The sequence below is a fragment of the Brevundimonas sp. genome (genome assembly GCF_041648115.1).
Classification (GTDB): domain Bacteria; phylum Pseudomonadota; class Alphaproteobacteria; order Caulobacterales; family Caulobacteraceae; genus Brevundimonas.
In genome coordinates, this window is record NZ_JBAZPR010000019.1 from 24,979 (window position 1) to 46,310 (window position 21,332).

A 21,332-nucleotide genomic window follows, 5' to 3' on the forward strand; every position below is an offset into this window, starting at 1 on the left:
GGCGGGGCCCGGTCGCTATTGGAGTAGAGCCATGAGGTGGCTTCCCCGATCTGCATCTCGTGTTCTGGCGGCGGCGACGGCGGGCCTGATGGGTCTCGTCGTCGCCGGCCAGGCCTCGGCCCAGAGCCTGATCCGCGACACCGAGGTCGAGGGCATCGTACGCGAATGGGCCGACCCGGTCTTCGTCTCGATGGGGCTGAACCCCACCGACATCCAGGTCTTGCTGGTCAATGACAACGACCTGAACGCCTTCGCTACGCGCGGGCGGATCATGGGCGTCAACACCGGCCTGATCCTGCGCACCAAGACGCCCGGCGAACTGCTGGGCGTGATGGCGCACGAGGCGGGCCACATCAAGAACCGCCACACGCTGCGCGATGGAGCCCAGAACGCCGGCAAACAGCCGATGTTCATGACCATGGCCCTGGGCGCCCTGGCCATCATAGCGGGGGCGCCGGACGCGGGCGTGGCCCTACTGGGTTCCAGCCAGTATTTCGGCGCCTTGGGCGCCTTGCAATATATGCAGAGCCAGGAGGGGGAGGCCGACCTGTCAGGCGCGCGGGCGCTGGAAGGCGCCGGCGAATCGGGCGCGGGCCTCGTGTCGTTCTTCGAGAACTTCCGCTCGCAGGAGGTCTTCTCGGACGCCCGCCGCTATCCCTATTTCCGCAGCCACCCCCTGTCGTCGAACCGGATCGAGACCCTGCGCCGCTATGTGCAGGAACAGCCGCACTACGATCATCGCGACAGCCCCGAACGCCTGGCCCAGCACGCCCTAATCCTGGCCAAGATCCACGCCTTCATGGATCCGCCGAACGCGACCCTGCGAGACTATCCGTCGACCAACACCGCCTTGCCCGGCCGCTACGCGCGCGCCATCGCCTGGTATCGCGACGGCCAGACGGAAAAGGCGCTGACGGCGGTGGGCGACCTGATCGCCGGCGACGTGAACAACCCCTATTTTCAGGAACTGAAGGGCCAGATCCTGTTCGAGGAGGGCCGCCCCGCCGACGCCGTCGCCGCCCACCGCGAGGCCGTTCGCCTGAAGCCCGACGCGCCCCTGTTGCGCGTCAACCTGGCCCACGCCCTGATCGAGACCAACGACAAGGCCAATCTGGACGAGGCCGTCGATCAGCTGAAACACGCCGTCGTCGCAGAAAAGGAAAACACCTTGGCCTGGCGCCTGCTGGCCCAGGCCTATGCCTCGCAAGGCAAGGAGGGCGAGGCGCGCCTGGCCTCGGCCGAATACTATTTCGCCGCCGGCAGTGAAAAAGAGGCGACCCAGTTCGCCCTGCGCGCCCGCTCCATGCTGGACCCCGGCTCCATCGAATGGCGCCGGGCGGTGGACATCGTCCTGGCCTCGGGCGCCACGCCCGACGACATACTGGACCTCGACCGACGCGACGCCGCGCGCCGACCGGCCAGCCTCAACTGACCCCTTCCCCGACTGCGAGCCTCAATGACCGACGACGCCTCCACGCCAGCGCCTGCACCCCAGACCGCCAAACCCGCCCCATTCAGCGGGGCTCTGGCCGGCTATCTGGCCCTGGGCCTGTCGGTCATCGCCCTGGGTTTCTCGGTCGCGCCCTATTTCAACGCCGGTGAGTCCGACGTTCGATCCTATCTGCTGGAGCACCCCGAGGTGCTGCAGGAGACGCAACTGGCGCTGCAGTCCAAGGAAGCCGAGGCCAGCGTCGAAGAGAGCAACCAGGCCGCCGCCGCAAACGCCGGCCTCTTGGCGCCCGATGCCCGCGACCCCGCCTTCGGTCCGGCGAACGCCAAGGTCACGGTGGTCGAATTCTTCGACTTCCGCTGTCCCGGCTGCAAGGCCGTTGCCCACGACTATCGCGCGCTGATGGCCGCCCATCCCGAGGTCCGCTTCGTCTTCAAGGACTGGCCCATCCTGGACCGCGGCGACGACATCACCTCGCAATACGCCGCCCGCGCCGCTCTGGCCGCGCATCAGCAGGGCAAGTATCTGGAGGTCTATGACGCACTGATGACCGAGCGCGCCTTGTCGATCGAGTCCATCGACGCCATCCTCGCCGCCAACGGCGTTGACATGGCCCGCGCCAAGGCCGCCATCGCCGCGCCCGACACCACCCGCCACATCGCCGACATCCACACCACGGCCGCCGCCCTGCGCCTGCGCGGCACGCCCACCTTTTTCGTCAACGGCAAGGCCAGCCCCGGCATCGACCCGGCCGAAATCGCCAAGCTGATCGAGGCGGCAAAGCGCTAGCCTACCCTCTCCCGTTGGGAGAGGGCTTGAGCCTCCGAGAGCGCAGCGATCGGCAAGGCGAAAGGGCGAGGGGTTACGGTGTGCGACACGATCAGCGTCGTAACCCCTCATCCGGCCCTTCGGGCCACCTTCTCCCTATGGGAGAAGGAAAAGCGTGTCACGCCTCGCCCAGCGTCATCTCCCCGCCGATCCACTCCACCCCCGCATGGCGCAGGGCGTCGTTCGCCGCCGCCTCGTCGCCCATCGCCTGCTCGGCGCGATAAAGAACGTAGTAGCTGTACGGATCGCTGGGCCAGTCCTTCAGCAGTTCGGCGATCTTGGCCTTGGCCCCCGCCGCATCGCCGGACGCCAGCATCGCGGCCGCCAAACTGCGGCGCGTCGGATACCAGATCATAGGCGGATCGCCGCCCTCGGGCGCCATCGCCTGGATCGCCGCCGCCCGGCCATAGGCGGCGATGGCGGCCGGATAGTCCCGGTCGATCATGGCCGCGCGGCCTTCCAGCACCTTCTGGAACAGTTCGGCGAAACCAACCTGGCGATCCGCCATCGGTCCCTTGAACGCCTTGTTGGCCAGCAAGGCCGCGATGGCCTGGGCCTCGACCCGAACGGCCGCGGCATCGCCCCGCCGCGCCGCCGCCTCGCCCCGCGCATAGCGCCAGCCCACCCGCATCAAGGGCCGTCCCGCGTTCGGTTCAGGCAGGGCCGCGACCTGAGCTGCCGATCCGAACCGGCCGTAGAGCGCATAGGCGTCCGCCGCCATCACCTGGCGATAGGTCACATAGGCGTCCTCGCCGGGCTCCGGCGCGGCCGACAGCTGCGGGTAGGTCGCTAGATACCAGTTGGCCAGCTCCAGCCCCCGCTCGGCGCCGCCCGCCATCAGGGCGCCGCCCATGCCGAAATGGATGTTGTGGGCGTGCAGTCTCATGCCGCGAATACCGCCGGGCGGGCTGGCCAGCCGGTCGTAGGTCTTGTCCAGCGCCACCGCATTGACGTTGGACATCATCGCGTCCTTGTACCGCCCCACCCGATAGAAGGTGTGCGACGGCATATGGACCAGGTGGCTGGCCCCCGGCGCCAGCAGCGCCAGCCGCTCGCCATAGGCCAGCGCCCGATGCGGATCGTCAGACCATTCCGTCAGGTGGATATACAGGTGGATGGACGCCGGATCGTTCGGCTTGACCGTCAGGCTGTGCTCCAGGATCGCCATCGCGCGCGTCACTGCCGGATCGGTCGCCTTGCCGTTATCGTCCCACCATTCGCCCTCGGGCTGCAGCATCCAGGCGTCGGCGGTGATGGACCCCACCGACACATCGTCGGGATGGCGTTTGGCGATCCGGTCCATGGCGCGGGCGAAGCGAAGAGCGCGCGTGTTTTCCTTGCCGGAGTAGCGTTGGATCAGGGCATCGATCATCTGGCGCTGCATCGGCGTGGCGTCGCCGGCCAGCGGCCGGGCTTCGCGCGCCGTTCTCAATCCTGTGGCGATGGATTCAGGGTCGTTCCCGCCGCCGTTCAGATTCGGCCCGATGGCCCAGGCCTCGCCCCAGGCGCACATGCCGCACGACGGATCCAACTGCCTCGCCTTGCGGAAGGCCCGCACCGATTCCGAATGTTCGAACGCCCAGCGCAGCCGCACCCCGTGGTCGAACCAGGCCTGGGCCTCCGGGTTCTTCGTATCGACGGCGAAGCCCTCGTCGCCGAAGCCGGGGACCATGACCATGTCCGCCGTCGGCTGGACATCGCCGACCGCGCCCACGCGCCCGCAGACCTGGGGATTGGCGATCAAGGCCAGGGTCGCCGCCGTCGCCGTTGCGTCGGCCACCGCCACCGGCGCGATCAGACAGGCGACCGAAACCGTCGCGACCCACAGACCCTTGCGCATTCCAGCCTCCCCCGCTTGCCGACCTTTGTGCGCCTAATTGGCCGCCTCGCCAATCACCCGATCAGGGCGTGGTGACGGGCAAGGTGTCGGCGGCTCGGCCGTCACCCGCAGGGGCCGCAATGCCCAACATCCGCGCCAGGAAGGGCTGAACGTCCACGCTGTCCAGATCGGTTAGTCGCCGCCCCGCCACGACGCCCGGCCCGTGGGCGATAAAGACCGCCGCCATCTCCGGCGCCTGATTGTCATAGCCGTGGGCGCCGCCCGCGCGGGTCACCGGCCGGTCGCGCGTCGCCGTCAACCAGCCGGTCTCGACCAGGCAGACGATCTGGGCCACGCGCGGGTTGGAGCCATAGACCAACCTCGCCGGCACATCGGCCTTGTTCCAGCATTCCATATGGGCATGACGACCGACCAGCTTCTGCTGCACCTCGGCCTCGCGCCCCGGGGCCGGGTCGGCGGTCAGGACCGCTCTGCCATAGCCGATCTTCAGCGCCGCCGGGTCGATGATGTCGTCGATCCAGACCACCCGGTCCGGCGAGGTCGCGGCCATGCCGTGATCGGACACCACGACCAGCATCGTCCGATCATAAAGCCCCCTCGCCTTCAGCCCCTCGACCAGCTGTCCCATGGAGGCATCGACCGAGGCCACGGCGGCGCCCGTCTCGGCCGCATCGGGGCCGTTGCGGTGGCCGGCGGTGTCCACGATGTCGAAATACAGGGTCTCCAGCTTCGGCCGCTGATCCATCGGCAGGTCCAGCCACGACAGCACCCGATCCACCCGCGCATCGCCCGGCATTCCCTGATCGAAAGGCGTCCACTGGCTGGGGCGCACGCCGTCAATCTCGACCTCCGATCCCGGCCAGAACATGGTGCCGGTGCGAATGCCGGCCTTTTCCGCCGTGACCCAGATCGGCTCGCCCTGATCCCAGAAGCCGGTCTCCTTGCTGGCCATGGTGAAGACGCCCAGCTGCGCGTCGGTGAAGCGGTTGCCGACCACGCCGTGATGGTCGGGGTGCAGGCCCGTCACCAGCGTATAGTGGTTGGGGAAGGTCACGCTGGGGAACGACGGCCGCATCGGCCCGAATGCGCCGCCCGCGACCAGCGCGTCCATTACCGGCGTCTGACCCTTGCCCAGATAATCCGGCGAGAACCCGTCGATCGAGACCAGAATCACCAGATCGGGGCGTGCCGACTGCGACGACGAGGCGGAAACGACCGGGGATTGCGAGACGGGTTGGACCGAGACTGGCGCGATCGCGCACGACGCAACCACAACGGCGGCGACCAAGGCCAGGCAGGAGGCGGGAAGACGGGACATAAGCTTACTCACAGACGACATTGAACCATTGCCTAAACTTAATGGACGACAGGCGCGCGACGGCTTGTGGGAACATCGTTCTCGCGCCAAGCTTGCGTCATGGAAACCGTCATCGACATTCGCGGCCTGACCAAGACCTATGGGACGGTGAGGGCCCTGGACGGCCTGACCCTGTCGATCCCGCGTGGCGGGGTCTATGGCGTTCTGGGCCCCAATGGCGCGGGCAAGTCCACCCTGTTTCGCACCCTGCTGGGCCTGATTCGCCCGACCGAGGGCGAGGCGACGGTGATGGGCGGACGGATCGGCGATCCGACCTCGATGCGCCGTATGGGCTCGATGATCGAGACGCCGCGTTTTCCGCCCTTCATGACCGCCCGCCAGGTGCTGGAATGGCTGGCCCGCGCGCACGGCGGCGTGACGTCGGCCGAGATCGACAACTGGCTGCAACGCGTCGGTCTGACCGAGGCGGCGAACCGACGCGTGAAGGGCTTTTCGGTCGGCATGCTGCAACGCCTCGGCGTCGCCGCCGCCCTGATGACCAAGCCGGACCTCGTCATCCTGGATGAGCCGACCAGCGGCATGGATCCGCCCGGCATCCAGGAGATGCGCGCCCTGATCCGCAGCCTGGCCGACCACGACGGCGTCACCGTCATCCTGGCCAGCCACCAGTTGCAGGAGGTTCAGCGCGTCTGCGACCGCGTCGCCATCTTCAACAAGGGCAAGGTGATCACCGAGGGCCGGGTCTCCGACCTGACCGCCTCGGGCGAGCGTCTGCGCCTGTCCGTCACCCCCCTGGCCAAGGCCCTGTCGTTGCTGGGCGAGCGCGCCACGCTGGACGGCGACGCCGTGGTGGCCGCCGTGCCCCGCGCCGAGGCCGCCGCCGCCATCAAGGCCCTGGTCGAAGGCGGCGTCGATATCGAAGAAGCCCGCTGGATCGGCGCCGACCTGGAAGACGTCTTCATGAGCGAAACCGGCTGGACCGGCGTGCAGGAGCAAAACCGTGCTGGCTGACGCGATCCGATCCGAAACCTACCGCCTGTCAAAGAACCGCACCGCCCTGTTCTGGAGCGTGTTGTTCATACCGATCATGGGCGTCCTCCTCGCCACCCTGGGCTTCGTGGTCGCCAAGGCCAACGAGGCCAAGCTGGCCGGCAAACTGCCGCCCGAACTGATGAAGGGCGGCCCGCTCGATCTGGGTCTGACCCTGGTCAAGAGCGCCGGCGACTTCGCCAATCCGGCGATCCTGATGTTCGTCCTGATCGGCGCGGCGACCATCTACGCCGGCGACTATCGCTGGGAGACCTGGCGCTTGATCAGCGCGCGTAACACCCGCCCGAACCTGCTGATCGGCAAGGTGGCGGTCGTGGCCCTGGTGATTGTGCTGGCGACCTTCGCCGCCCTGATCTCTGACGTAATCGCCAGCCTGATCCAGGCGGCGGTGTTCGGCCGGCCCATCACCTTCTCGATGACCGGCGCAGCGGCGACTGATTTCGGCCTGCTGACTCTGACCTCCTGGGCTCGGATCCTTCAGTTTACCATGCTGGGCCTGCTCGGCGCGGTGGTGACCCGCTCGCTGCTGGCGGCCCTGTTCGCGCCGCTGGTGATCGGCGTGGCCCAGTTCTTCCTGCCGCAGCTTCTGATGCCCATGGGCGTGACGACGGACGGCTGGCTGCTGCCCTTGCTGTCGCCCGGCTTGGCCACGGACCTGCTGAAAGCCGTCATCCAGGGCGGCATGGCGGCGACCGAACTGCCCGATCACGCCGTCGCCAAGGGCGTCATCGGCCTGGCCCTGTGGATCGTCGTGCCCTTCGCCGCCGCAGTCGCCTGGTTCAATCGCCAGGATCTGTCGAAGGAATAGGCGGCGGCGGACTGCGCTCGCCTTCCGCGACCAGCCAGTCGCGGAAGGCGTCGACCGCCGCATCCCTGCGTCCCTCCGGCCGCAGGAAAGCGAACCACGACGGCCGCTCCACGAAGCCGAACGGCGCCGCCAGCCGCCCCGCGATGACGTCCGGCGCCACGAAGGCCCACGGCGCGATAGCCACGCCAAGGCCCGAGATGGCCGCCTCGACCAGCGAATGGTTGTGGGCGAACTCCCGCTCCGTCGTCACCGTCGGCAGAGCCACGCCCGCCAGTTCCGACCACGCCGGCCAGGCCCGACGGAAGGTGGCCGAGCGCAGGCGCGGCGCATGCGCCACGGCCTCCAGCGTCGGCAACCCCGCCATCAAGGTCGGCGTCCCGACCGGCCCCTGATACTGCGCCAGAAAGCGCGTGGATTCGGTGCGGACATGGACCTGATCCGGCTCGACGATGCGGATCGCGCCGTCGAACCGATCACGCCGATAATCGACCGTCGCATAGGATTCCGACAGCCTGACCCGCACGTCCGGATGGGCCTCCAGAAACCCCGGCAGGCGTGGGATCAGCCATTTCAGCGCGAACGTGCCCAGGCAAGAAATCTCGATCTCGCGCGCCGCACCCTGGCGCACGCCGTCGACGGCATCGGTGATCGCGCCAAAGGCCGGCGTCAGCCGCTCGGCCAGTTGCGCCCCCGCCTCGGTCAGGGTCAGCGCATGACGCGGCCCCGTCACCAGGGGCACGCCCAGCGAGGCTTGCAGCGCCGCGATCTGGCGGCTGACCGCGCCGTGGGTCACGCACAGCTCGGCCGCTGCACGGGTCATGCTTCTGTGCCGGGCGAAGACCTCGAAGGTTCGCAATGCATTGAGCGGTGGCGGCGCACGGCCCGACATGTGATCTCCCCTCACAGACACCGACCCGCTTAATCGATTTCTGCGCCTTGGGAAATCAGGTTCAAGCTTGGCGATGCCGCTCCCTAACCCGCCCCCAAGACCGCCCCGCCCCTCACGCCAGGACCAGATCGCCTATGGCCTGTGCATTCTGCTCATATGGGTCATGGCGGTCGCCGCCATCCTTGACGGCTAGAGCCGCTTCTCCATGAAGACATCGGCGCGGGCATAGGGCGTCGGCCGTGCCGGCAGATGGACGAAGCCGAAGCTTTCATAGAGGGCGATGGCCGGCGTCAGCGCGCTGTTGGTCTCCAGATAGAGCCGACCCGCACCGGCCACCCGCGCCGCCGCTTCGCAGGCCTCCAGCAGGCGCCGGGCCAGTCCCAGGCCGCGCGCGGCCAGCGTGACCGTCATCTTGCAGACCTCGACCCCGTCGTCGGTCGGGACCAGGGCGCAGCATCCCACGGCCTCTCCGTCCCGCTCGGCGATGAAGATGCGCCCGCCCTTGTCCAGGAACATCCCCTGCGGATCGTCGATGGCGACCCGATCCTTGGCCTCGACGGCGAACCCGCCCTCGGCCAGCCAGGCCGTATTCAGCTGCGCCCAAACGGCGGCGTGGTCGGGACGATAATCAACGATCGAAACGCTCATTCACCCCTCATGCCCCGTGTCCGCGCAACGCAAAAGGGCGGTCGGATTGCTCCGACCGCCCTTCCGGCGTTTGGTCATGCGACCAAATCCTAGTCTTCGTCGCCGCCTTCGAAGGCCAGGACCGGACCGGAGTCCTTGCCCTTGGCTTCGACGTCGCGATCGACGAACTCGATGACGGCCATCGGGGCGTTATCGCCATGGCGGAAGCCGGCCTTCATGATGCGGATATAGCCGCCGTTACGCTCGCTGTAGCGCGGGCCGAGCGTTTCGAACAGCTTGCCGACTTGCGGCACGTCGCGAACCTGGCTGATGGCCTGACGACGAGCGTGCAGGTCGCCCTTCTTGGCGAGGGTGACCAGCTTCTCGACGAAGGGGCGCAGTTCCTTCGCCTTGGGCAGGGTCGTGGTGATCTGCTCGTGCTTGATCAGCGAGGCGGCCATGTTCGCGAACATGGCGGTGCGGTGGCTGCTCGTGCGACCGAGTTTACGATGGGCGGCGCCGTGGCGCATCAGGGTCTCTCCTACTCCGGAACCGGTATCCTCAAAGGGACCTGGAACCGTAATCTTCTAACCGCCCCGACATTCTCCCAAGGGAGACGGGCGGAGGGTTGAACTTAGATCTGGTCGTCGAACTTCTTGGCCAGGTCTTCGATGTTTTCGGGGGGCCAGTTCGGCACGTCCATGCCGAGGCTGAGACCCATCGTCGTCAGAACTTCCTTGATCTCGTTCAGCGACTTGCGGCCGAAGTTCGGGGTGCGAAGCATTTCGCCCTCGGTCTTCTGGATCAGGTCGCCGATGTAGACGATGTTGTCGTTCTTCAAGCAGTTGGCCGAACGAACCGACAGTTCCAGTTCGTCCACCTTCTTCAGCAGCGCCGGGTTGAAGGGCAGGTCGGGCTTGCCGTCCGACTGCTCGACAGCCTTCTTGGGCTCTTCGAAGGTGATGAAGATCTGGAGTTGGTCCTGCAGGATGCGCGCCGCATAAGCGACGGCGTCAACCGGCGTGACCGCACCGTTGGTTTCGACTTCCAGCAGCAGCTTGTCGTAGTCCAGCGACTGGCCCTGACGGGTCGGCTCGACGCGGTAAGCCACCTTCTTGACCGGCGAATACAGGGCGTCGACGGCGATCAGGCCGATCGGCGCATCTTCCGGACGGTTCAGTTCGGCGGCGACATAGCCCTTGCCGTTCTGAACGGTCAGTTCCATGCGGACCGACGCGCCGTCGTCCAGCGTGCAGATGACGTGGTCGGGGTTCAGAACCTCGATGTCCGCCGGCACGTCGATCTGGCCGGCCGTCACAGCGCCGGGGCCTGTGGCGCGCAAGGTCATGCGCTTGGGGCCTTCAGCGTGCATGCGCAGCGCCAGTTGCTTGATGTTCAGGACGATGTCGACCACGTCTTCCCGCACGCCTTCCAGCGACGAGAATTCATGAACGACGCCGTCGATCTGGATGGCCGTGACAGCCGCGCCTTGCAGCGAGGACAGCAGAACGCGACGGAGCGCGTTGCCAAGCGTCACGCCGAAGCCACGCTCGAGAGGTTCGGCCACCAGGCGCGCCTTGCGCTGGGCGTCGGAACCGGTCTCGATCTGCGGCTTCTCGGGACGGATCAGCTCTTGCCAGTTTCTTTCGATCATTTTGTCCCTCGAACGGGTTTCGCCTGCTCCGGCCTTGTCGACGAGGCCATGATGGAGCGGACGGAGATGGGGGGTGCCTTAGAACGCTATCGCTTAGACGCGACGACGCTTGGGCGGACGGCAACCATTGTGCGGCATCGGCGTGACGTCGCGGATGGTCGTGATCGTCAGGCCGACCGACTGCAGAGCGCGCAGGGCCGACTCACGGCCGGAACCCGGACCCGAGACGTTCACTTCCAGCGTCTTCACGCCGTGTTCCTGAGCCTTCTTGCCTGCATCTTCAGCGGCCATCTGTGCGGCGTAAGGGGTCGACTTACGCGAACCCTTGAAGCCCATGTGTCCGGCCGAAGACCACGAGATCGCGTTGCCCTGGGCATCGGTGATCGTGATCATGGTGTTGTTGAACGAAGCATTCACGTGGGCGACGCCCGAGGTGATGTTCTTGCGCTCGCGCTTCTTTACGCGACCCGGTTCCTTGGCCATGTGTCTGTCTTACTTCTTCTTGCCGGCGATCGGCTTGGCGGGACCCTTGCGGGTGCGGGCGTTCGTATGGGTGCGCTGACCGCGGACCGGCAGGCCCTTACGGTGACGCAGGCCGCGGTAGCAGGCCAGGTCCATCAGACGCTTGATGTTCATCGACGTCTCGCGGCGCAGGTCGCCCTCGACGGTGTGATCCTTGTCGATCGTCTCGCGGATCGACAGGACTTCGGCGTCCGTCAGCTGGTTTACCCGGCGGGCGGCTTCGATGCCCACCTTCTCGGTGATGTCCTTGGCGGCGGCAGGGCCGATGCCATGGATATACTGAAGCGCGATCTCTACGCGCTTGTTGGTCGGGATGTTGACGCCAGCAATACGGGCCACGAAATTCTCCAGATACGCGTTAGTCAGACGCAACAAACGCTCCGGTCAACAGACCAGGAGCGTGGCGCCCTTCGCGGGAAGGCGCCCTTATACATGTGATTCACGAGGCGTCAACATCTGGAGGCGCGTCAACGCGGCGGACGGCCGAAGTCCACGCCGACAGTGACCCGCTGCCCCTCGACGGGTTGGCCGTCCTCGGTAGGGGGCTGGAAACGGAAGAAGCCGGAGACCTGGAGGCCTGCCGCGCCGAAGCCCAGGCCAGGGGGCGACTCATCGACCACACGACAAGCGTCAAGCCGGCTGTCCAGTCGGATGACGCACGACAGCTCCACCCGCCCGTAACGGCTCCGGGCGCCCTGGGGGTGGTTGGCGCGGATCTGACCGATGGTGGGGCCGGTGACCAGGCGCGGGCCGGTCGAACCGCTGCCTGTCCCCTGCCCGCCCAAACCGAAACCAGGCTGGGGCGACGGAGCCGGGGCGATACCCACGACGGTGGCGGGTTCGGGCGCTTTCACGGGCGGAGCGGGAACCTCGCGCGGGCGTTCCTTGGGCGGAGGCGGCGGCGTGTGGATGATGCTGGGCGCAGCGGGCGCGCCGCCGCCTGTCTCGGGCGCGGGCGGTTCGTTCGAAATGGGCGGCGGGGGATCGTAGAGCACGACCTCGAACGGCGGCGGGTCGACCAAAGGCGTCTGCGCCGGCCCCCTCACCCGCCCCAGCAACAGGAACAAGCCGATCTCGGCGACGGCGACGACGACGAACAGGCCCGCCATGCGCCAGCGACGCAGGCGGGTCTTCTCAGGCTTTAGGTCGGCGTGTTCGGTCATCAGGCGATCAACGCCCGAGATCGCAAATCAGGCCAGGGCCTCGTCGATGGCCTTGGCCACGGACTCGATCGTGCCCATGCCGTCAGCCTGCGTCAGCTTGCCCTGGGCTTCGTAATAGGGAAGCAGCGGCGCGGTGTTGCGGTTGTAGGCCTCAAGCCGGACCTTGAACGATTCGGGATTGTCGTCGGGGCGGCCCTGTTCGGCGAACCGCTTGGCGATCCGTTCGGTCAGGGCGGTGTCATCGACCTTCAGCCTCACGACGGCATCGATCTGGACGCCGCGCTTGGCCAGCATCTCGTCCAGCGCCTCGGCCTGGGCCACGGTGCGGGGGAAGCCGTCGAAAATGGCGCCGCCGGCGGCCTCAGCCTCCGTCAAGCGGTCCTCGATCAGGGCGATGACGATCTCGTCCGTGACCAGGTCGCCACGCGCCAGCACGTCCTTGACCTTGAGCCCCAGATCCGAGCCAGAGGCGATCGCCGCGCGAAGCATGTCGCCGGTGGAGAGTTGGACCATGCCCTTCTCTTCCACCAGCCGCTTCGCCTGGGTGCCCTTGCCCGCCGCCGGCGGTCCGAACAGGATCAAGTTCATGCTTCAGCCCTCCCCTAGGCGTCTGTCAGCTTAAGACTTAGCGGCGCACGGGCGTGGGCGCGCCACGACCGCCACGTCCGCGCAGCTTGGCCTTCTTGATCAGGCCTTCGTACTGGTGCGCCAGCAGTTGAGACTGAATCTGGGCCACAGTGTCCATCGTGACCGAGACGACGATCAAGATAGACGTTCCGCCAAAGTACAGGCTGTTGCCCATCTGGGCGACCAGGAACTCGGGCAGCAGGCAGACGGCCGTGATGTAGGCGGCGCCGATCACGGTCAGACGGGTCAGGACATAGTCCAGATATTCCGCCGTGCGCTTGCCCGGACGGATGCCTGGCAGGAAGCCGCCGTATTTGCGTAGGTTCTCGGCCGTATCCTCGGGGTTGAAGGTAATCGAGGTGTAGAAGAAGCAGAAGAAGACGATCAGGGCGGCGTACAGCGCCATGAACAGCGGCTGGCCGTGCGTCAGCTGCGCCGTCACCAGCGGCAGCCAGCTCATCCAGCTGGGCAGATCGGCGTTCGCCGTCATGGTCGCTACCGTCGTCGGCAGCATCAGCAGCGACGAGGCGAAGATCGGCGGGATCACGCCTGCGGTGTTGACCTTCAGCGGCAGGAACGAACGCTCGCCCCCGGCCATGCGGTTGCCTTCCTGGCGCTTCGGATACTGGATCAGAAGACGGCGCTGGGCGCGTTCCATGAAGACGATGAAGACCACGGTGGCCACGGCCAGGATGGCGATGAACAGCAAGGCGAAGGCCGACATCTGGCCTTGCTGAGCCAGGCCCAGCAGGCGCGCGATCGTGGACGGCAGGACCGCCACGATACCGGCGAAGATGATCAGCGAGATGCCGTTACCGACGCCGCGCGCCGTTACCTGCTCACCCAGCCACATCAGGAACATGGTGCCGCCGGTCAGGGTCACGACAGTCGAAGCGATGAAGAAAATGCCGGGATTGTCGACCAGACCGGCCGTGCTGTTCAGGCCCGCCGCGATGCCGAAGGACTGCGCCAGCGCCAGGAACACCGTCAGATAGCGGGTGTACTGGTTCAGCTGCTTGCGGCCGCTTTCGCCGCCTTCCTTCTTCAGCTTCTCCCAGGGCGGATACACGGTGCCCATCAGCTGCACGATGATCGAGGCCGAGATGTACGGCATCACGTTCAACGCGAAGATGGCCATACGCTCGACCGCGCCGCCCGAGAACATGTTGAACATGTCCAGGATGCCGCGCTGACCCGACGGGTCCTGGAAGAACTGCAGGAAGGCCTGCGAGTTGATGCCCGGGATCGGCACGTACGTCCCGATCCGATAGACCAGGAGCGCGCCCAGCGTGAAGAGCAGGCGCTTGTGCAGCTCGGTCGCTTTCGCGAACGAGCCCATGTTCATATTGGCGGCGAGTTGTTCTGCGGCCGAAGCCATTATGCGTCCCCACGACTGATTGAGTCGTCAGATAGGCGAGAAGCGGCGCTCTTGCGAGGCCGCTTCCGTTCTTTCGTCGTCGCAGCGGTATTCAGGCCACGGCCTAAATGACCGCGACGACGCGTTGCTTAGGCTTTGGCGGCGGCGCGCTTGGTGCGGGCCGAGATCTTGTTCTCGTCGCCGCGCGGCGCCTTGGGAGCCGGGGCCTTGCCCTTGGCGGCGTTGCGCTTCTCGACGCGCGCAGCAGCCTTGGCTTCGGCTTCGATGCGCTGTTCGACGACGGAGCCACCGGCTGCTTCGATGGCCTTTTTGGCACCCGAGGTGGCCGACCAGACGACCAGGTTCAGCGCTTGCTTCAGCTCGCCGGTGCCCAGAAGACGCACGCCGTCCTTGACGCGACGGATCACCCCGGCGGCGACCAGGGCGTCGCCCTTCAGTTCCGACTTGGCGTCCAGCTTGCCGGCGTCGATGGCGTCTTGCAGGCGCCACAGGTTCACTTCGGCCAGCTTCAGAGCGTTGGCGTTGTTGAAGCCACGCTTGGGCATACGCATGTACAGCGGCATCTGGCCGCCTTCGAAGCCGCCGATGGCGACGCCCGAACGCGACTTCTGACCCTTGACGCCACGGCCAGCGGTCTTGCCCTTGCCAGAACCTGGGCCACGGCCGACACGCATGCGCTTCTTGTGCGCGCCTTCGTTGTCGCGGATTTCGTTCAGTTTCATATGCCTGATCCTTTCGGGTGCTAGCGCCCGGACATCGTCCGAACTCGGCTTGGAAAAATTGAAGGGCCGCTGATAGGCGACCCTTTGGGTATTCGCAAGAGCAGAAACGCCCTCCCCCGTGTTCGGGAGAGGGCGAAACGGCTTACTTTTCGACGATCTCGGTAAGGTGGGCGACCTTGGCGATCATCCCACGAACCGAAGGCGTGTCTTCCAGGGTCGATTCACGACCCAGGCGGTTCAGACCCAGGCCCACCAGGGTGGCGCGCTGGTCGTTCTTGCGGCGGATCGGCGAGCCGGTCTGCTTGACGGTGACAGTTTTCTGTTCGGCCATGATTTAGGACTCCACAGCTTCGGGCGTCGAGGCGCCGTCGTTGCGACGGCCCATCAGATCCGCGACCTTCTTGCCGCGCTTGGACGCGACTTGACGGGGCGAGGACTGGACCTTCAGCGCTTCGAACGTGGCGCGGATCATGTTGTAGGGGTTCGAAGAACCGGTCGACTTGCCCACGACGTCCTGGACGCCGAGGGTTTCGAGCACGGCGCGCATCGGACCACCTGCGATGACGCCGGTCCCGGGAGGGGCAGCGCGCATCATGATCTTGCCGGCGCCCCAACGGCCGTTGCCGTCGTGGTGCAGGGTGCGGTTCTCGCGAAGCGGAACGCGGATCATGGTCTTCTTGGCTTCTTCGGTCGCCTTGCGGATGGCTTCCGGCACTTCGCGCGCCTTGCCGTGACCGAAGCCGACGCGACCCTTGCCGTCACCGACGACCATCAGGGCTGCGAAGGAGAAACGACGGCCGCCTTTGACGGTGGCGGCGACGCGGTTGATGTGGACCAGCTTCTCGACGATGTCCGAATCCGGACCATCGGCTTGGGGGCCATTGCGGTTGTCACGACGGTTGCGGTCGTTGCCGCCGCCGCCACGTTGGGGTTGATGCGCCATCTGTCGCGTCCCTTAGAAGTTCAGGCCGGCTTCACGCGCGGCTTCCGCCAGCGCCTTGACCCGTCCATGATAGATGTACTCGCCACGGTCGAAGACGACGTCCTTGACGCCCTTCTCGATGGCGCGTTCGGCGATCAGCTTGCCGATCGCGGCGGCCGCAGCCGTGTCCGAACCACGCTTGCCCTTGCCGCCTTCCAGCGACGAGGCAGACGCGACGGTCACGCCTTGGGCGTCGTCGATGATCTGGGCCGAGATGTTCTTGTCCGAACGGCTGACCGACAGACGAAGGCGACCGTTGGCGACAGCCTTCAGGCGGCGACGAGTGCGCTCCGAGCGGCGCTTGGCTTGTTGTCGAAGAGAAAGAGCCATGACTTACTTCTTCTTGCCTTCCTTGCGACGGACCTTCTCGCCCGCGTAACGGACGCCCTTGCCCTTGTAGGGCTCCGGCGGACGCAGCTTGCGGATGACCGCGGCGATCTGACCGACGGCTTGCTTGTCAGCGCCCGAGACCTTGATCTCGGTTTGCTTCGGCACTGCGAAGCTGACGCCGGCCGGCGGAGCGATATCGACTTCATGCGAGAAGCCGAGTTGCAGCGACAGGGCGTCGCCCTTCATCGCGGCGCGGTAACCCACGCCGACCAGTTCCAGAGACTTCTCGAAGCCCGTGGTGACGCCGACGACCATGTTGTCGACCAGGGTGCGCGACAGGCCCCACATCGCGCGACCGCGTTGCGTGTCCGACCGCAGACCCAGCGACAGTTCGTCGCCTTCCTGGGTGACTTCGATTTCGTCTGCGACGGTCCAGGAGCTCTCGCCCTTGGGGCCCTTCACGGTGACGTTCTGGCCGTCGAGCGTGACAGTCACGCCCTTCGGCACAGCAATGGTTTTCTTGCCAATACGGGACATATCAGTAGACCCTGCAAAGGACTTCGCCGCCGACGTTAGCGTCGCGGGCGGAGGCGTCGGACATGACGCCCTTCGAAGTCGAGAGGATCGAGATGCCGAGGCCGTTCTTGATCGGCTTCAGATCGCCGATCGCCGAATAGACGCGGCGGCCCGGCTTGGACACGCGAGCGATCTCGGCGATGACGGGCTGACCGTCGAAGTACTTCAGCTCGATCTCGAACTGCGGAAACTCACCCGGGTTCTGAACCAGGTTGTAGCCGCGGATGTAGCCTTCGTCCTGCAGCACGTCGAGGACGCGCTGACGCAGACGAGAAGCGGGGGTCAGCACCTTGGAACGCTTGCGGGTCGCCGCGTTCTTGATGCGAGCGATCATGTCGCTCAGGGGATCGTTGATCATCATGTCTGTTCGCTCCCCTTACCAGCTGGATTTCGTCAGGCCAGGGATCTGGCCCTGGTTGCCGAGTTCACGCAGCGCAATCCGGCTCATCTTGAGCTTGCGATAGAACGCCCGCGGACGACCCGTCACTTCGCAACGGTTGCGAATGCGGCTCGGCGCGGAGTTGCGCGGCAGTTCAGCCAGCTTCAGGCGCGCGTCGAAGCGCTCCTCCAGCGGCAGGTTTTCGTCGTTGGCGGTCGCCTTGAGGGCGGCCCGCTTCGCGGCATACTTCGCAACCAGGGCCTTGACGGCTTCGTTACGGTTTACGGCGCTTTTCTTAGCCATTGTGCTCTTCCCTTCCCGCTCAGTTCTTCACGAACGGGAACTTGAACTCGGTGAGGAGAGCCTTGGCTTCCTCATCGGTCTTGGCCGTGGTGCAGACGACAATGTCCATGCCCCACATCTGATCGATCTGGTCGTAGTTGATCTCCGGGAACACGATGTGTTCCTTCAGACCCGTGGCGTAGTTGCCGCGACCATCGAAGGACGTGCCCTTCAGACCACGGAAATCCTTCACGCGCGGCAGCGCGATCGTGATGAACCGGTCCAGGAACTCGTACATCTGTTCGCCGCGCAGGGTGACCTTGCCGCCGATGACCATGCCTTCGCGCAGCTTGAAGCCGGCGATGGAGTTACGGGCCTTGGTGGCGACGGCCTTCTGACCGGCGATGGCCGTCAGGTCCTTGAGGGCGGTGTTCGCCTTCTTGGAGTCCGCGACAGCTTCACCGATGCCCATGTTCAGGACGATCTTGTCCAGCTTGGGCACCTGCATTTCGTTCGTGTAGCCGAACTTTTCCTTCATCACCTGGCGGATGCGAGCGTGATACTCGACCTTGAGGCGCGGAGCGTACTTTTCGGTAGCCATCAGATGACGTCTCCCGTCGTCTTGGCGATGCGGACCTTGGTGTCCCCATCGATCTTGAAGCCGACGCGGGTCGCCTTGCCGTTGACGTCGGCGATCGCGACGTTCGACAGGTGAAGCGAGGCTTCCTTGTTCTTGATACCGCCCTGCGGGTCAGCCTGGCTCGGGCGCGTGTGGCGCTGAACCATGTTGCAGCCTTCGACGAGGACGCGGTTTTCGGTAGGCAGGACCTTCAGCACGTTGCCCGTGCGGCCCTTGTCCTTGCCGGTGAGGACGACGACGCGGTCGCCCTTCTTGATCTTGGCGGCCATGTTACAGGACCTCCGGAGCCAGCGAGATGATCTTCATGTGGTTCTTGGCGCGCAGTTCGCGAGGAACAGGGCCGAAGATCCGCGTGCCGACGGGCTCGTTCTGCTTGTTGACGATGACGGCGGCCGACTTGTCAAAACGAATGACCGAGCCGTCCTTGCGTTGGATGTCCTTGGCGGTGCGCACGACGATGGCGCGAACGACGTCGCCCTTCTTCACGCGGCCGCGGGGGATGGCTTCCTTCACGGAGGCGACGATTGTGTCGCCGATCGAGGCGTAGCGGCGCTTGGAGCCGCCCAACACCTTGATGCACATGACCCGGCGGGCGCCCGAATTATCGGCCACTTCCAGGTTAGTTTGCATCTGGATCATAAGATCAGATCCTTCTGATTACGAGGCGGAGGCGTTGGAAAGGACTTCCCAGCGCTTCAGTTTGGATTTCGGGGCGCACTCGACGATGCGAGCGATGTCGCCGACTTTGAGCGCGTTGGCTTCGTCGTGCGCGTGATACTTCTTCGAAAGACGAACGATCTTCTTCAGAACAGGGTGCAGCAGCGTGCGCTCCACCTTCACGACGACGGTCTTTTCGCCCTTGTCGGACACGACCACGCCTTCAAGAATTCGCTTGGGCATATTCGTTTCCTTACGAGGCCGCACGCTTCTCGCGCAGAAGCGTCGAGATGCGAGCGATGTCTTTGCGGACTTCACCGACGCGGTGAGTCTTTTCCATTTGGCCGGTGGCCGCCTGGAAGCGCAGGTTGAACTGTTCCTTCTTGAGCTTCAGCAGCTCGTCGGACAGTTGGTCGGTCGTTTGCGACCGCAGATCGGCGATCTTGGTCATTAGGCGGCAGCCTCCACATGCGCGACGCCGGCGTCGATACGGGTCACGACCTTGGTGCGGACCGGCAGCTTGGCGGCGCCGAGACGGAGCGCTTCGCGGGCGACGTCGTCCGGCACGCCGTCGATTTCAAACAGGATACGGCCAGGGTGGCAGCGCGCGGCCCAGTGATCTACGGCGCCCTTGCCCTTACCCATCCGGACTTCGGCCGGCTTGCCCGTGACGGGCAGGTCGGGGAAGACGCGGATCCAAACGCGGCCCTGACGCTTCATCTGGCGAGTGATCGCGCGGCGAGCCGCTTCGATCTGACGCGCAGTGATGCGTTCCGGCTCCAGCGTCTTCAGGCCATACGACCCGAAGTTCAGCGAGAAGCCACCCTTGGCCGAGCCATGGATCCGGCCCTTGAAGGCCTTGCGGTACTTGGTCTTCTTCGGTTGCAACATGACTTAGTTCTCACGTCCCCGGTCGCGACGCGGACCGCGGTCGCCACGGGGGCCGCCGCGTTCGCGGCCTTCGTTCGAGGACGGACCCGAAGCTTCCTGGGCCCAACGCTTGTCCTGCGCCATGGGATCGTGCTCCAGCACTTCACCCTTAAAGACCCAGACCTTCACGCCGATGATGCCGTAGGTCGTCTTGGCTTCGTAGAAGCCATAGTCGATGTCGGCGCGCAGCGTGTGAAGCGGCACGCGACCTTCGCGGTACCATTCCATACGTGCGATTTCCGCACCGCCCAGACGGCCCGAGACATTCATACGAATGCCCTTGGCGCCGAGACGCATCGCCGACTGCATCGAACGCTTCATGGCGCGACGGAAGGCCACGCGGCGTTCCAGTTGTTGCGCGATGTTTTCAGCGATCAGCTGCGCATCGGTTTCCGGCTTGCGGACTTCGATGATGTTCAGGTGAACTTCACCTTCGGTGCGCGCCGAGATGTCCTTGCGGAGCTTCTCGATGTCAGCGCCCTTCTTACCGATCACGACACCCGGACGGGCGGCGTAAATGGTGATGCGGCACTTCTTATGCGGGCGCTCGATGATGATGCGCGACACACCGGCGGCGCCCAGACGTTCCCGCAGCCACTCGCGCAGCTTCAGGTCCTGGTGCAGCAGGCGGGAGTAGTCGGCGCCGGCGGCGAACCAACGGCTGTCCCACGTACGGTTCACGCCGAGGCGCAGACCGATCGGATTGATTTTCTGACCCATCAGGCGGCCTCGCCGGCTTCACGGACCACGATGGTGATCTCGCTGAACGGTTTCAGGATGCGCGACGAACGACCACGAGCACGGCTCGCGAAACGCTTCATCACCAGGTTCTTGCCCACATAGGCCTCGGCGACGACCAGGTTGTCGATGTCGAGGTTGTGGTTGTTCTCGGCGTTCGAGATCGCCGAATACAGGACCTTGCGGACGTCGGTCGCGATACGTTTACGGCTGAATTCCAGCTCGTTCAGCGCCTTCTGGACCGGCATGCCGCGGATCGATGCGGCGACCAGGCCCAGCTTTTGCGGGCTGATGCGTACGTTGACCAGCTTTGCGCGGGCCTCTGTCGGGGCGACCCGACGTTCATTTTTTGTCTGGGCCATCAGTTACTTCCTTTTGGCCTTCTTGTCCGCCGCGTGACCCGGGAAACTCCGGGTCGGGGCGAACTCGCCGAGCTTCATGCCGACCATCTCTTCCGAGACCGACACGGGCACGTGCTTCTGACCGTTATGGACGCCGAACGTCAGACCGACGAACTGCGGCAGGATGGTGGAGCGGCGCGACCACGTCTTGATCACGTCCTTGCGGCCCGACGTTTGAACGGCGTCGGCCTTCTTGAGCAGATACCCGTCGACAAACGGGCCTTTCCAGGAGGAGCGGGCCATTCTTAGCGAGCCTTCTTAACGTGGCGGGTACGGATGATGTACTTGTCCGTAGCCTTGTTCTTGCGGGTACGGGTGCCCTTGGTGTCCTTGCCCCACGGGGTAACCGGGGTACGACCACCAGAGGTCCGGCCTTCACCACCACCATGCGGGTGGTCGATCGGGTTCATGGCGACGCCGCGAACGTGCGGGCGGAAGCCCATGTGACGCTTGCGACCGGCCTTGCCCAGGTTCTGGTTCATGTGGTCGGGGTTCGAAACCGCGCCCACCGTGGCGATGCAGCCGTCCAGGACCATGCGCA

31 protein-coding genes and 1 pseudogene are annotated in these 21,332 nt (G+C 65.6%); 4 read left to right on the top strand and 28 right to left on the bottom strand.

The annotated features are described in order from the left end of the window. Positions 1 to 31 precede the first annotated feature (31 nt). Both WC597_RS15665 and WC597_RS15670 read left to right on the top strand, forming a co-directional pair. The gene (locus WC597_RS15665; protein WP_372694798.1) at positions 32 to 1,432 is read left to right on the top strand and encodes a M48 family metalloprotease; all 1,401 of its coding nucleotides are present in this window, start codon (positions 32 to 34) and stop codon (positions 1,430 to 1,432) included. Between the two features lie 24 nt (positions 1,433 to 1,456). Next, on the top strand, positions 1,457 to 2,239 hold the full coding sequence (locus WC597_RS15670; RefSeq protein WP_372694800.1) for a thioredoxin domain-containing protein: 783 nt from the start codon (positions 1,457 to 1,459) through the stop codon (positions 2,237 to 2,239). A 157-nt stretch (positions 2,240 to 2,396) separates the two neighbouring features. Here WC597_RS15670 and WC597_RS15675 read toward each other — a convergent pair whose 3' ends face one another. Together WC597_RS15675 and WC597_RS15680 are read right to left on the bottom strand one after the other, a co-directional pair. Continuing rightward, positions 2,397 to 4,118, bottom strand: a complete 1,722-nt coding sequence (locus WC597_RS15675) for a tetratricopeptide repeat protein (protein WP_372694802.1) — start codon at positions 4,116 to 4,118, stop codon at positions 2,397 to 2,399. A gap of 61 nt (positions 4,119 to 4,179) precedes the next feature. Next, positions 4,180 to 5,436, bottom strand: coding sequence for an ectonucleotide pyrophosphatase/phosphodiesterase (locus WC597_RS15680; protein WP_372694804.1), 1,257 nt, complete (start codon positions 5,434 to 5,436; stop codon positions 4,180 to 4,182). A gap of 99 nt (positions 5,437 to 5,535) precedes the next feature. Between WC597_RS15680 and WC597_RS15685 the strand changes: the two genes are divergently transcribed. Both WC597_RS15685 and WC597_RS15690 read left to right on the top strand, forming a co-directional pair. Next, positions 5,536 to 6,447: an ABC transporter ATP-binding protein gene (locus tag WC597_RS15685; RefSeq protein WP_372694806.1), complete on the top strand. Its 912-nt coding sequence runs from the start codon at positions 5,536 to 5,538 to the stop codon at positions 6,445 to 6,447. Continuing rightward, positions 6,437 to 7,294: an ABC transporter permease subunit gene (locus tag WC597_RS15690; RefSeq protein ID WP_372694808.1), complete on the top strand. Its 858-nt coding sequence runs from the start codon at positions 6,437 to 6,439 to the stop codon at positions 7,292 to 7,294. The genes WC597_RS15685 and WC597_RS15690 overlap by 11 nt, the downstream gene beginning before the upstream one ends. Here the strand turns inward: WC597_RS15690 and WC597_RS15695 are convergent. The 26 genes and pseudogenes from WC597_RS15695 to rplB form a co-directional block, all read right to left on the bottom strand. Continuing rightward, complete coding sequence (locus tag WC597_RS15695) at positions 7,266 to 8,183, bottom strand: LysR substrate-binding domain-containing protein (RefSeq protein ID WP_372694809.1); 918 nt, start codon at positions 8,181 to 8,183, stop codon at positions 7,266 to 7,268. The two genes, WC597_RS15690 and WC597_RS15695, sit on opposite strands and share 29 nt — an antisense overlap. Before the next feature lie 189 nt (positions 8,184 to 8,372). Continuing rightward, positions 8,373 to 8,831 carry a GNAT family N-acetyltransferase gene (locus tag WC597_RS15700; RefSeq protein ID WP_372694811.1) on the bottom strand — a complete coding sequence of 153 codons (459 nt, stop codon included), beginning with the start codon at positions 8,829 to 8,831 and terminating at the stop codon, positions 8,373 to 8,375. Between the two features lie 89 nt (positions 8,832 to 8,920). Beyond that, positions 8,921 to 9,340: a 50S ribosomal protein L17 gene (rplQ, locus tag WC597_RS15705; RefSeq protein ID WP_055753399.1), complete on the bottom strand. Its 420-nt coding sequence runs from the start codon at positions 9,338 to 9,340 to the stop codon at positions 8,921 to 8,923. A gap of 104 nt (positions 9,341 to 9,444) precedes the next feature. After that, a complete protein-coding gene (locus WC597_RS15710) occupies positions 9,445 to 10,464 on the bottom strand; it encodes a DNA-directed RNA polymerase subunit alpha (protein ID WP_372694821.1) in 1,020 nt (339 codons plus the stop codon). Positions 10,465 to 10,557: 93 nt separating this feature from the next. Next, a complete protein-coding gene (rpsK, locus tag WC597_RS15715; protein ID WP_013268944.1) occupies positions 10,558 to 10,947 on the bottom strand; it encodes a 30S ribosomal protein S11 in 390 nt (129 codons plus the stop codon). Between the two features lie 9 nt (positions 10,948 to 10,956). Beyond that, on the bottom strand, positions 10,957 to 11,325 hold the full coding sequence (gene rpsM / locus WC597_RS15720) for a 30S ribosomal protein S13 (protein WP_159844768.1): 369 nt from the start codon (positions 11,323 to 11,325) through the stop codon (positions 10,957 to 10,959). Between the two features lie 128 nt (positions 11,326 to 11,453). Beyond that, positions 11,454 to 12,149, bottom strand: coding sequence for an energy transducer TonB (locus tag WC597_RS15725; RefSeq protein WP_372694824.1), 696 nt, complete (start codon positions 12,147 to 12,149; stop codon positions 11,454 to 11,456). 27 nt (positions 12,150 to 12,176) lie between these two features. Next, the gene (locus WC597_RS15730) at positions 12,177 to 12,737 is read right to left on the bottom strand and encodes an adenylate kinase (protein ID WP_372694826.1); all 561 of its coding nucleotides are present in this window, start codon (positions 12,735 to 12,737) and stop codon (positions 12,177 to 12,179) included. Between the two features lie 37 nt (positions 12,738 to 12,774). After that, complete coding sequence (gene secY / locus WC597_RS15735; protein ID WP_372694828.1) at positions 12,775 to 14,154, bottom strand: preprotein translocase subunit SecY; 1,380 nt, start codon at positions 14,152 to 14,154, stop codon at positions 12,775 to 12,777. A gap of 128 nt (positions 14,155 to 14,282) precedes the next feature. After that, entirely contained in the window at positions 14,283 to 14,876 is a 594-nt protein-coding gene (rplO, locus tag WC597_RS15740; RefSeq protein ID WP_372694830.1) for a 50S ribosomal protein L15, read from the bottom strand. Positions 14,877 to 15,018: 142 nt separating this feature from the next. Then, complete coding sequence (gene rpmD / locus WC597_RS15745; protein ID WP_183194946.1) at positions 15,019 to 15,207, bottom strand: 50S ribosomal protein L30; 189 nt, start codon at positions 15,205 to 15,207, stop codon at positions 15,019 to 15,021. Between the two features lie 3 nt (positions 15,208 to 15,210). After that, complete coding sequence (rpsE, locus tag WC597_RS15750; protein WP_135195334.1) at positions 15,211 to 15,819, bottom strand: 30S ribosomal protein S5; 609 nt, start codon at positions 15,817 to 15,819, stop codon at positions 15,211 to 15,213. A gap of 12 nt (positions 15,820 to 15,831) precedes the next feature. Beyond that, positions 15,832 to 16,188, bottom strand: coding sequence for a 50S ribosomal protein L18 (rplR, locus tag WC597_RS15755; protein ID WP_135195333.1), 357 nt, complete (start codon positions 16,186 to 16,188; stop codon positions 15,832 to 15,834). Between the two features lie 3 nt (positions 16,189 to 16,191). Further along, positions 16,192 to 16,725: a 50S ribosomal protein L6 gene (rplF, locus tag WC597_RS15760; protein ID WP_372694833.1), complete on the bottom strand. Its 534-nt coding sequence runs from the start codon at positions 16,723 to 16,725 to the stop codon at positions 16,192 to 16,194. A gap of 1 nt (position 16,726) precedes the next feature. Next, on the bottom strand, positions 16,727 to 17,125 hold the full coding sequence (gene rpsH / locus WC597_RS15765; protein ID WP_135195331.1) for a 30S ribosomal protein S8: 399 nt from the start codon (positions 17,123 to 17,125) through the stop codon (positions 16,727 to 16,729). 15 nt (positions 17,126 to 17,140) lie between these two features. Then, entirely contained in the window at positions 17,141 to 17,446 is a 306-nt protein-coding gene (rpsN, locus tag WC597_RS15770) for a 30S ribosomal protein S14 (RefSeq protein WP_135195330.1), read from the bottom strand. A 19-nt stretch (positions 17,447 to 17,465) separates the two neighbouring features. Continuing rightward, entirely contained in the window at positions 17,466 to 18,026 is a 561-nt protein-coding gene (gene rplE / locus WC597_RS15775; protein ID WP_135195329.1) for a 50S ribosomal protein L5, read from the bottom strand. Then, complete coding sequence (gene rplX, locus WC597_RS15780) at positions 18,026 to 18,334, bottom strand: 50S ribosomal protein L24 (RefSeq protein ID WP_372694836.1); 309 nt, start codon at positions 18,332 to 18,334, stop codon at positions 18,026 to 18,028. Before rplX ends, rplE begins: the two co-directional genes overlap by 1 nt. 1 nt (position 18,335) lies before the next feature. Beyond that, positions 18,336 to 18,704 carry a 50S ribosomal protein L14 gene (rplN, locus tag WC597_RS15785; protein ID WP_003164378.1) on the bottom strand — a complete coding sequence of 123 codons (369 nt, stop codon included), beginning with the start codon at positions 18,702 to 18,704 and terminating at the stop codon, positions 18,336 to 18,338. A gap of 18 nt (positions 18,705 to 18,722) precedes the next feature. Then, positions 18,723 to 18,965 (bottom strand): 30S ribosomal protein S17, encoded by a 243-nt coding sequence (rpsQ, locus tag WC597_RS15790; RefSeq protein ID WP_008262472.1) that lies wholly within the window; start codon positions 18,963 to 18,965, stop codon positions 18,723 to 18,725. Positions 18,966 to 18,975: 10 nt separating this feature from the next. Then, a complete protein-coding gene (rpmC, locus tag WC597_RS15795) occupies positions 18,976 to 19,173 on the bottom strand; it encodes a 50S ribosomal protein L29 (RefSeq protein ID WP_008263673.1) in 198 nt (65 codons plus the stop codon). After that, the gene (rplP, locus tag WC597_RS15800) at positions 19,173 to 19,613 is read right to left on the bottom strand and encodes a 50S ribosomal protein L16 (protein WP_017506052.1); all 441 of its coding nucleotides are present in this window, start codon (positions 19,611 to 19,613) and stop codon (positions 19,173 to 19,175) included. Before rplP ends, rpmC begins: the two co-directional genes overlap by 1 nt. A gap of 3 nt (positions 19,614 to 19,616) precedes the next feature. Then, a complete protein-coding gene (rpsC, locus tag WC597_RS15805; protein WP_159844791.1) occupies positions 19,617 to 20,372 on the bottom strand; it encodes a 30S ribosomal protein S3 in 756 nt (251 codons plus the stop codon). Continuing rightward, positions 20,372 to 20,752, bottom strand: a complete 381-nt coding sequence (gene rplV / locus WC597_RS15810) for a 50S ribosomal protein L22 (protein WP_159844793.1) — start codon at positions 20,750 to 20,752, stop codon at positions 20,372 to 20,374. Before rplV ends, rpsC begins: the two co-directional genes overlap by 1 nt. A gap of 3 nt (positions 20,753 to 20,755) precedes the next feature. Beyond that, the gene (gene rpsS / locus WC597_RS15815) at positions 20,756 to 21,034 is read right to left on the bottom strand and encodes a 30S ribosomal protein S19 (RefSeq protein WP_135195324.1); all 279 of its coding nucleotides are present in this window, start codon (positions 21,032 to 21,034) and stop codon (positions 20,756 to 20,758) included. 2 nt (positions 21,035 to 21,036) lie between these two features. Further along, positions 21,037 to 21,332: pseudogene (rplB, locus tag WC597_RS15820) on the bottom strand (50S ribosomal protein L2); the annotation flags it as partial.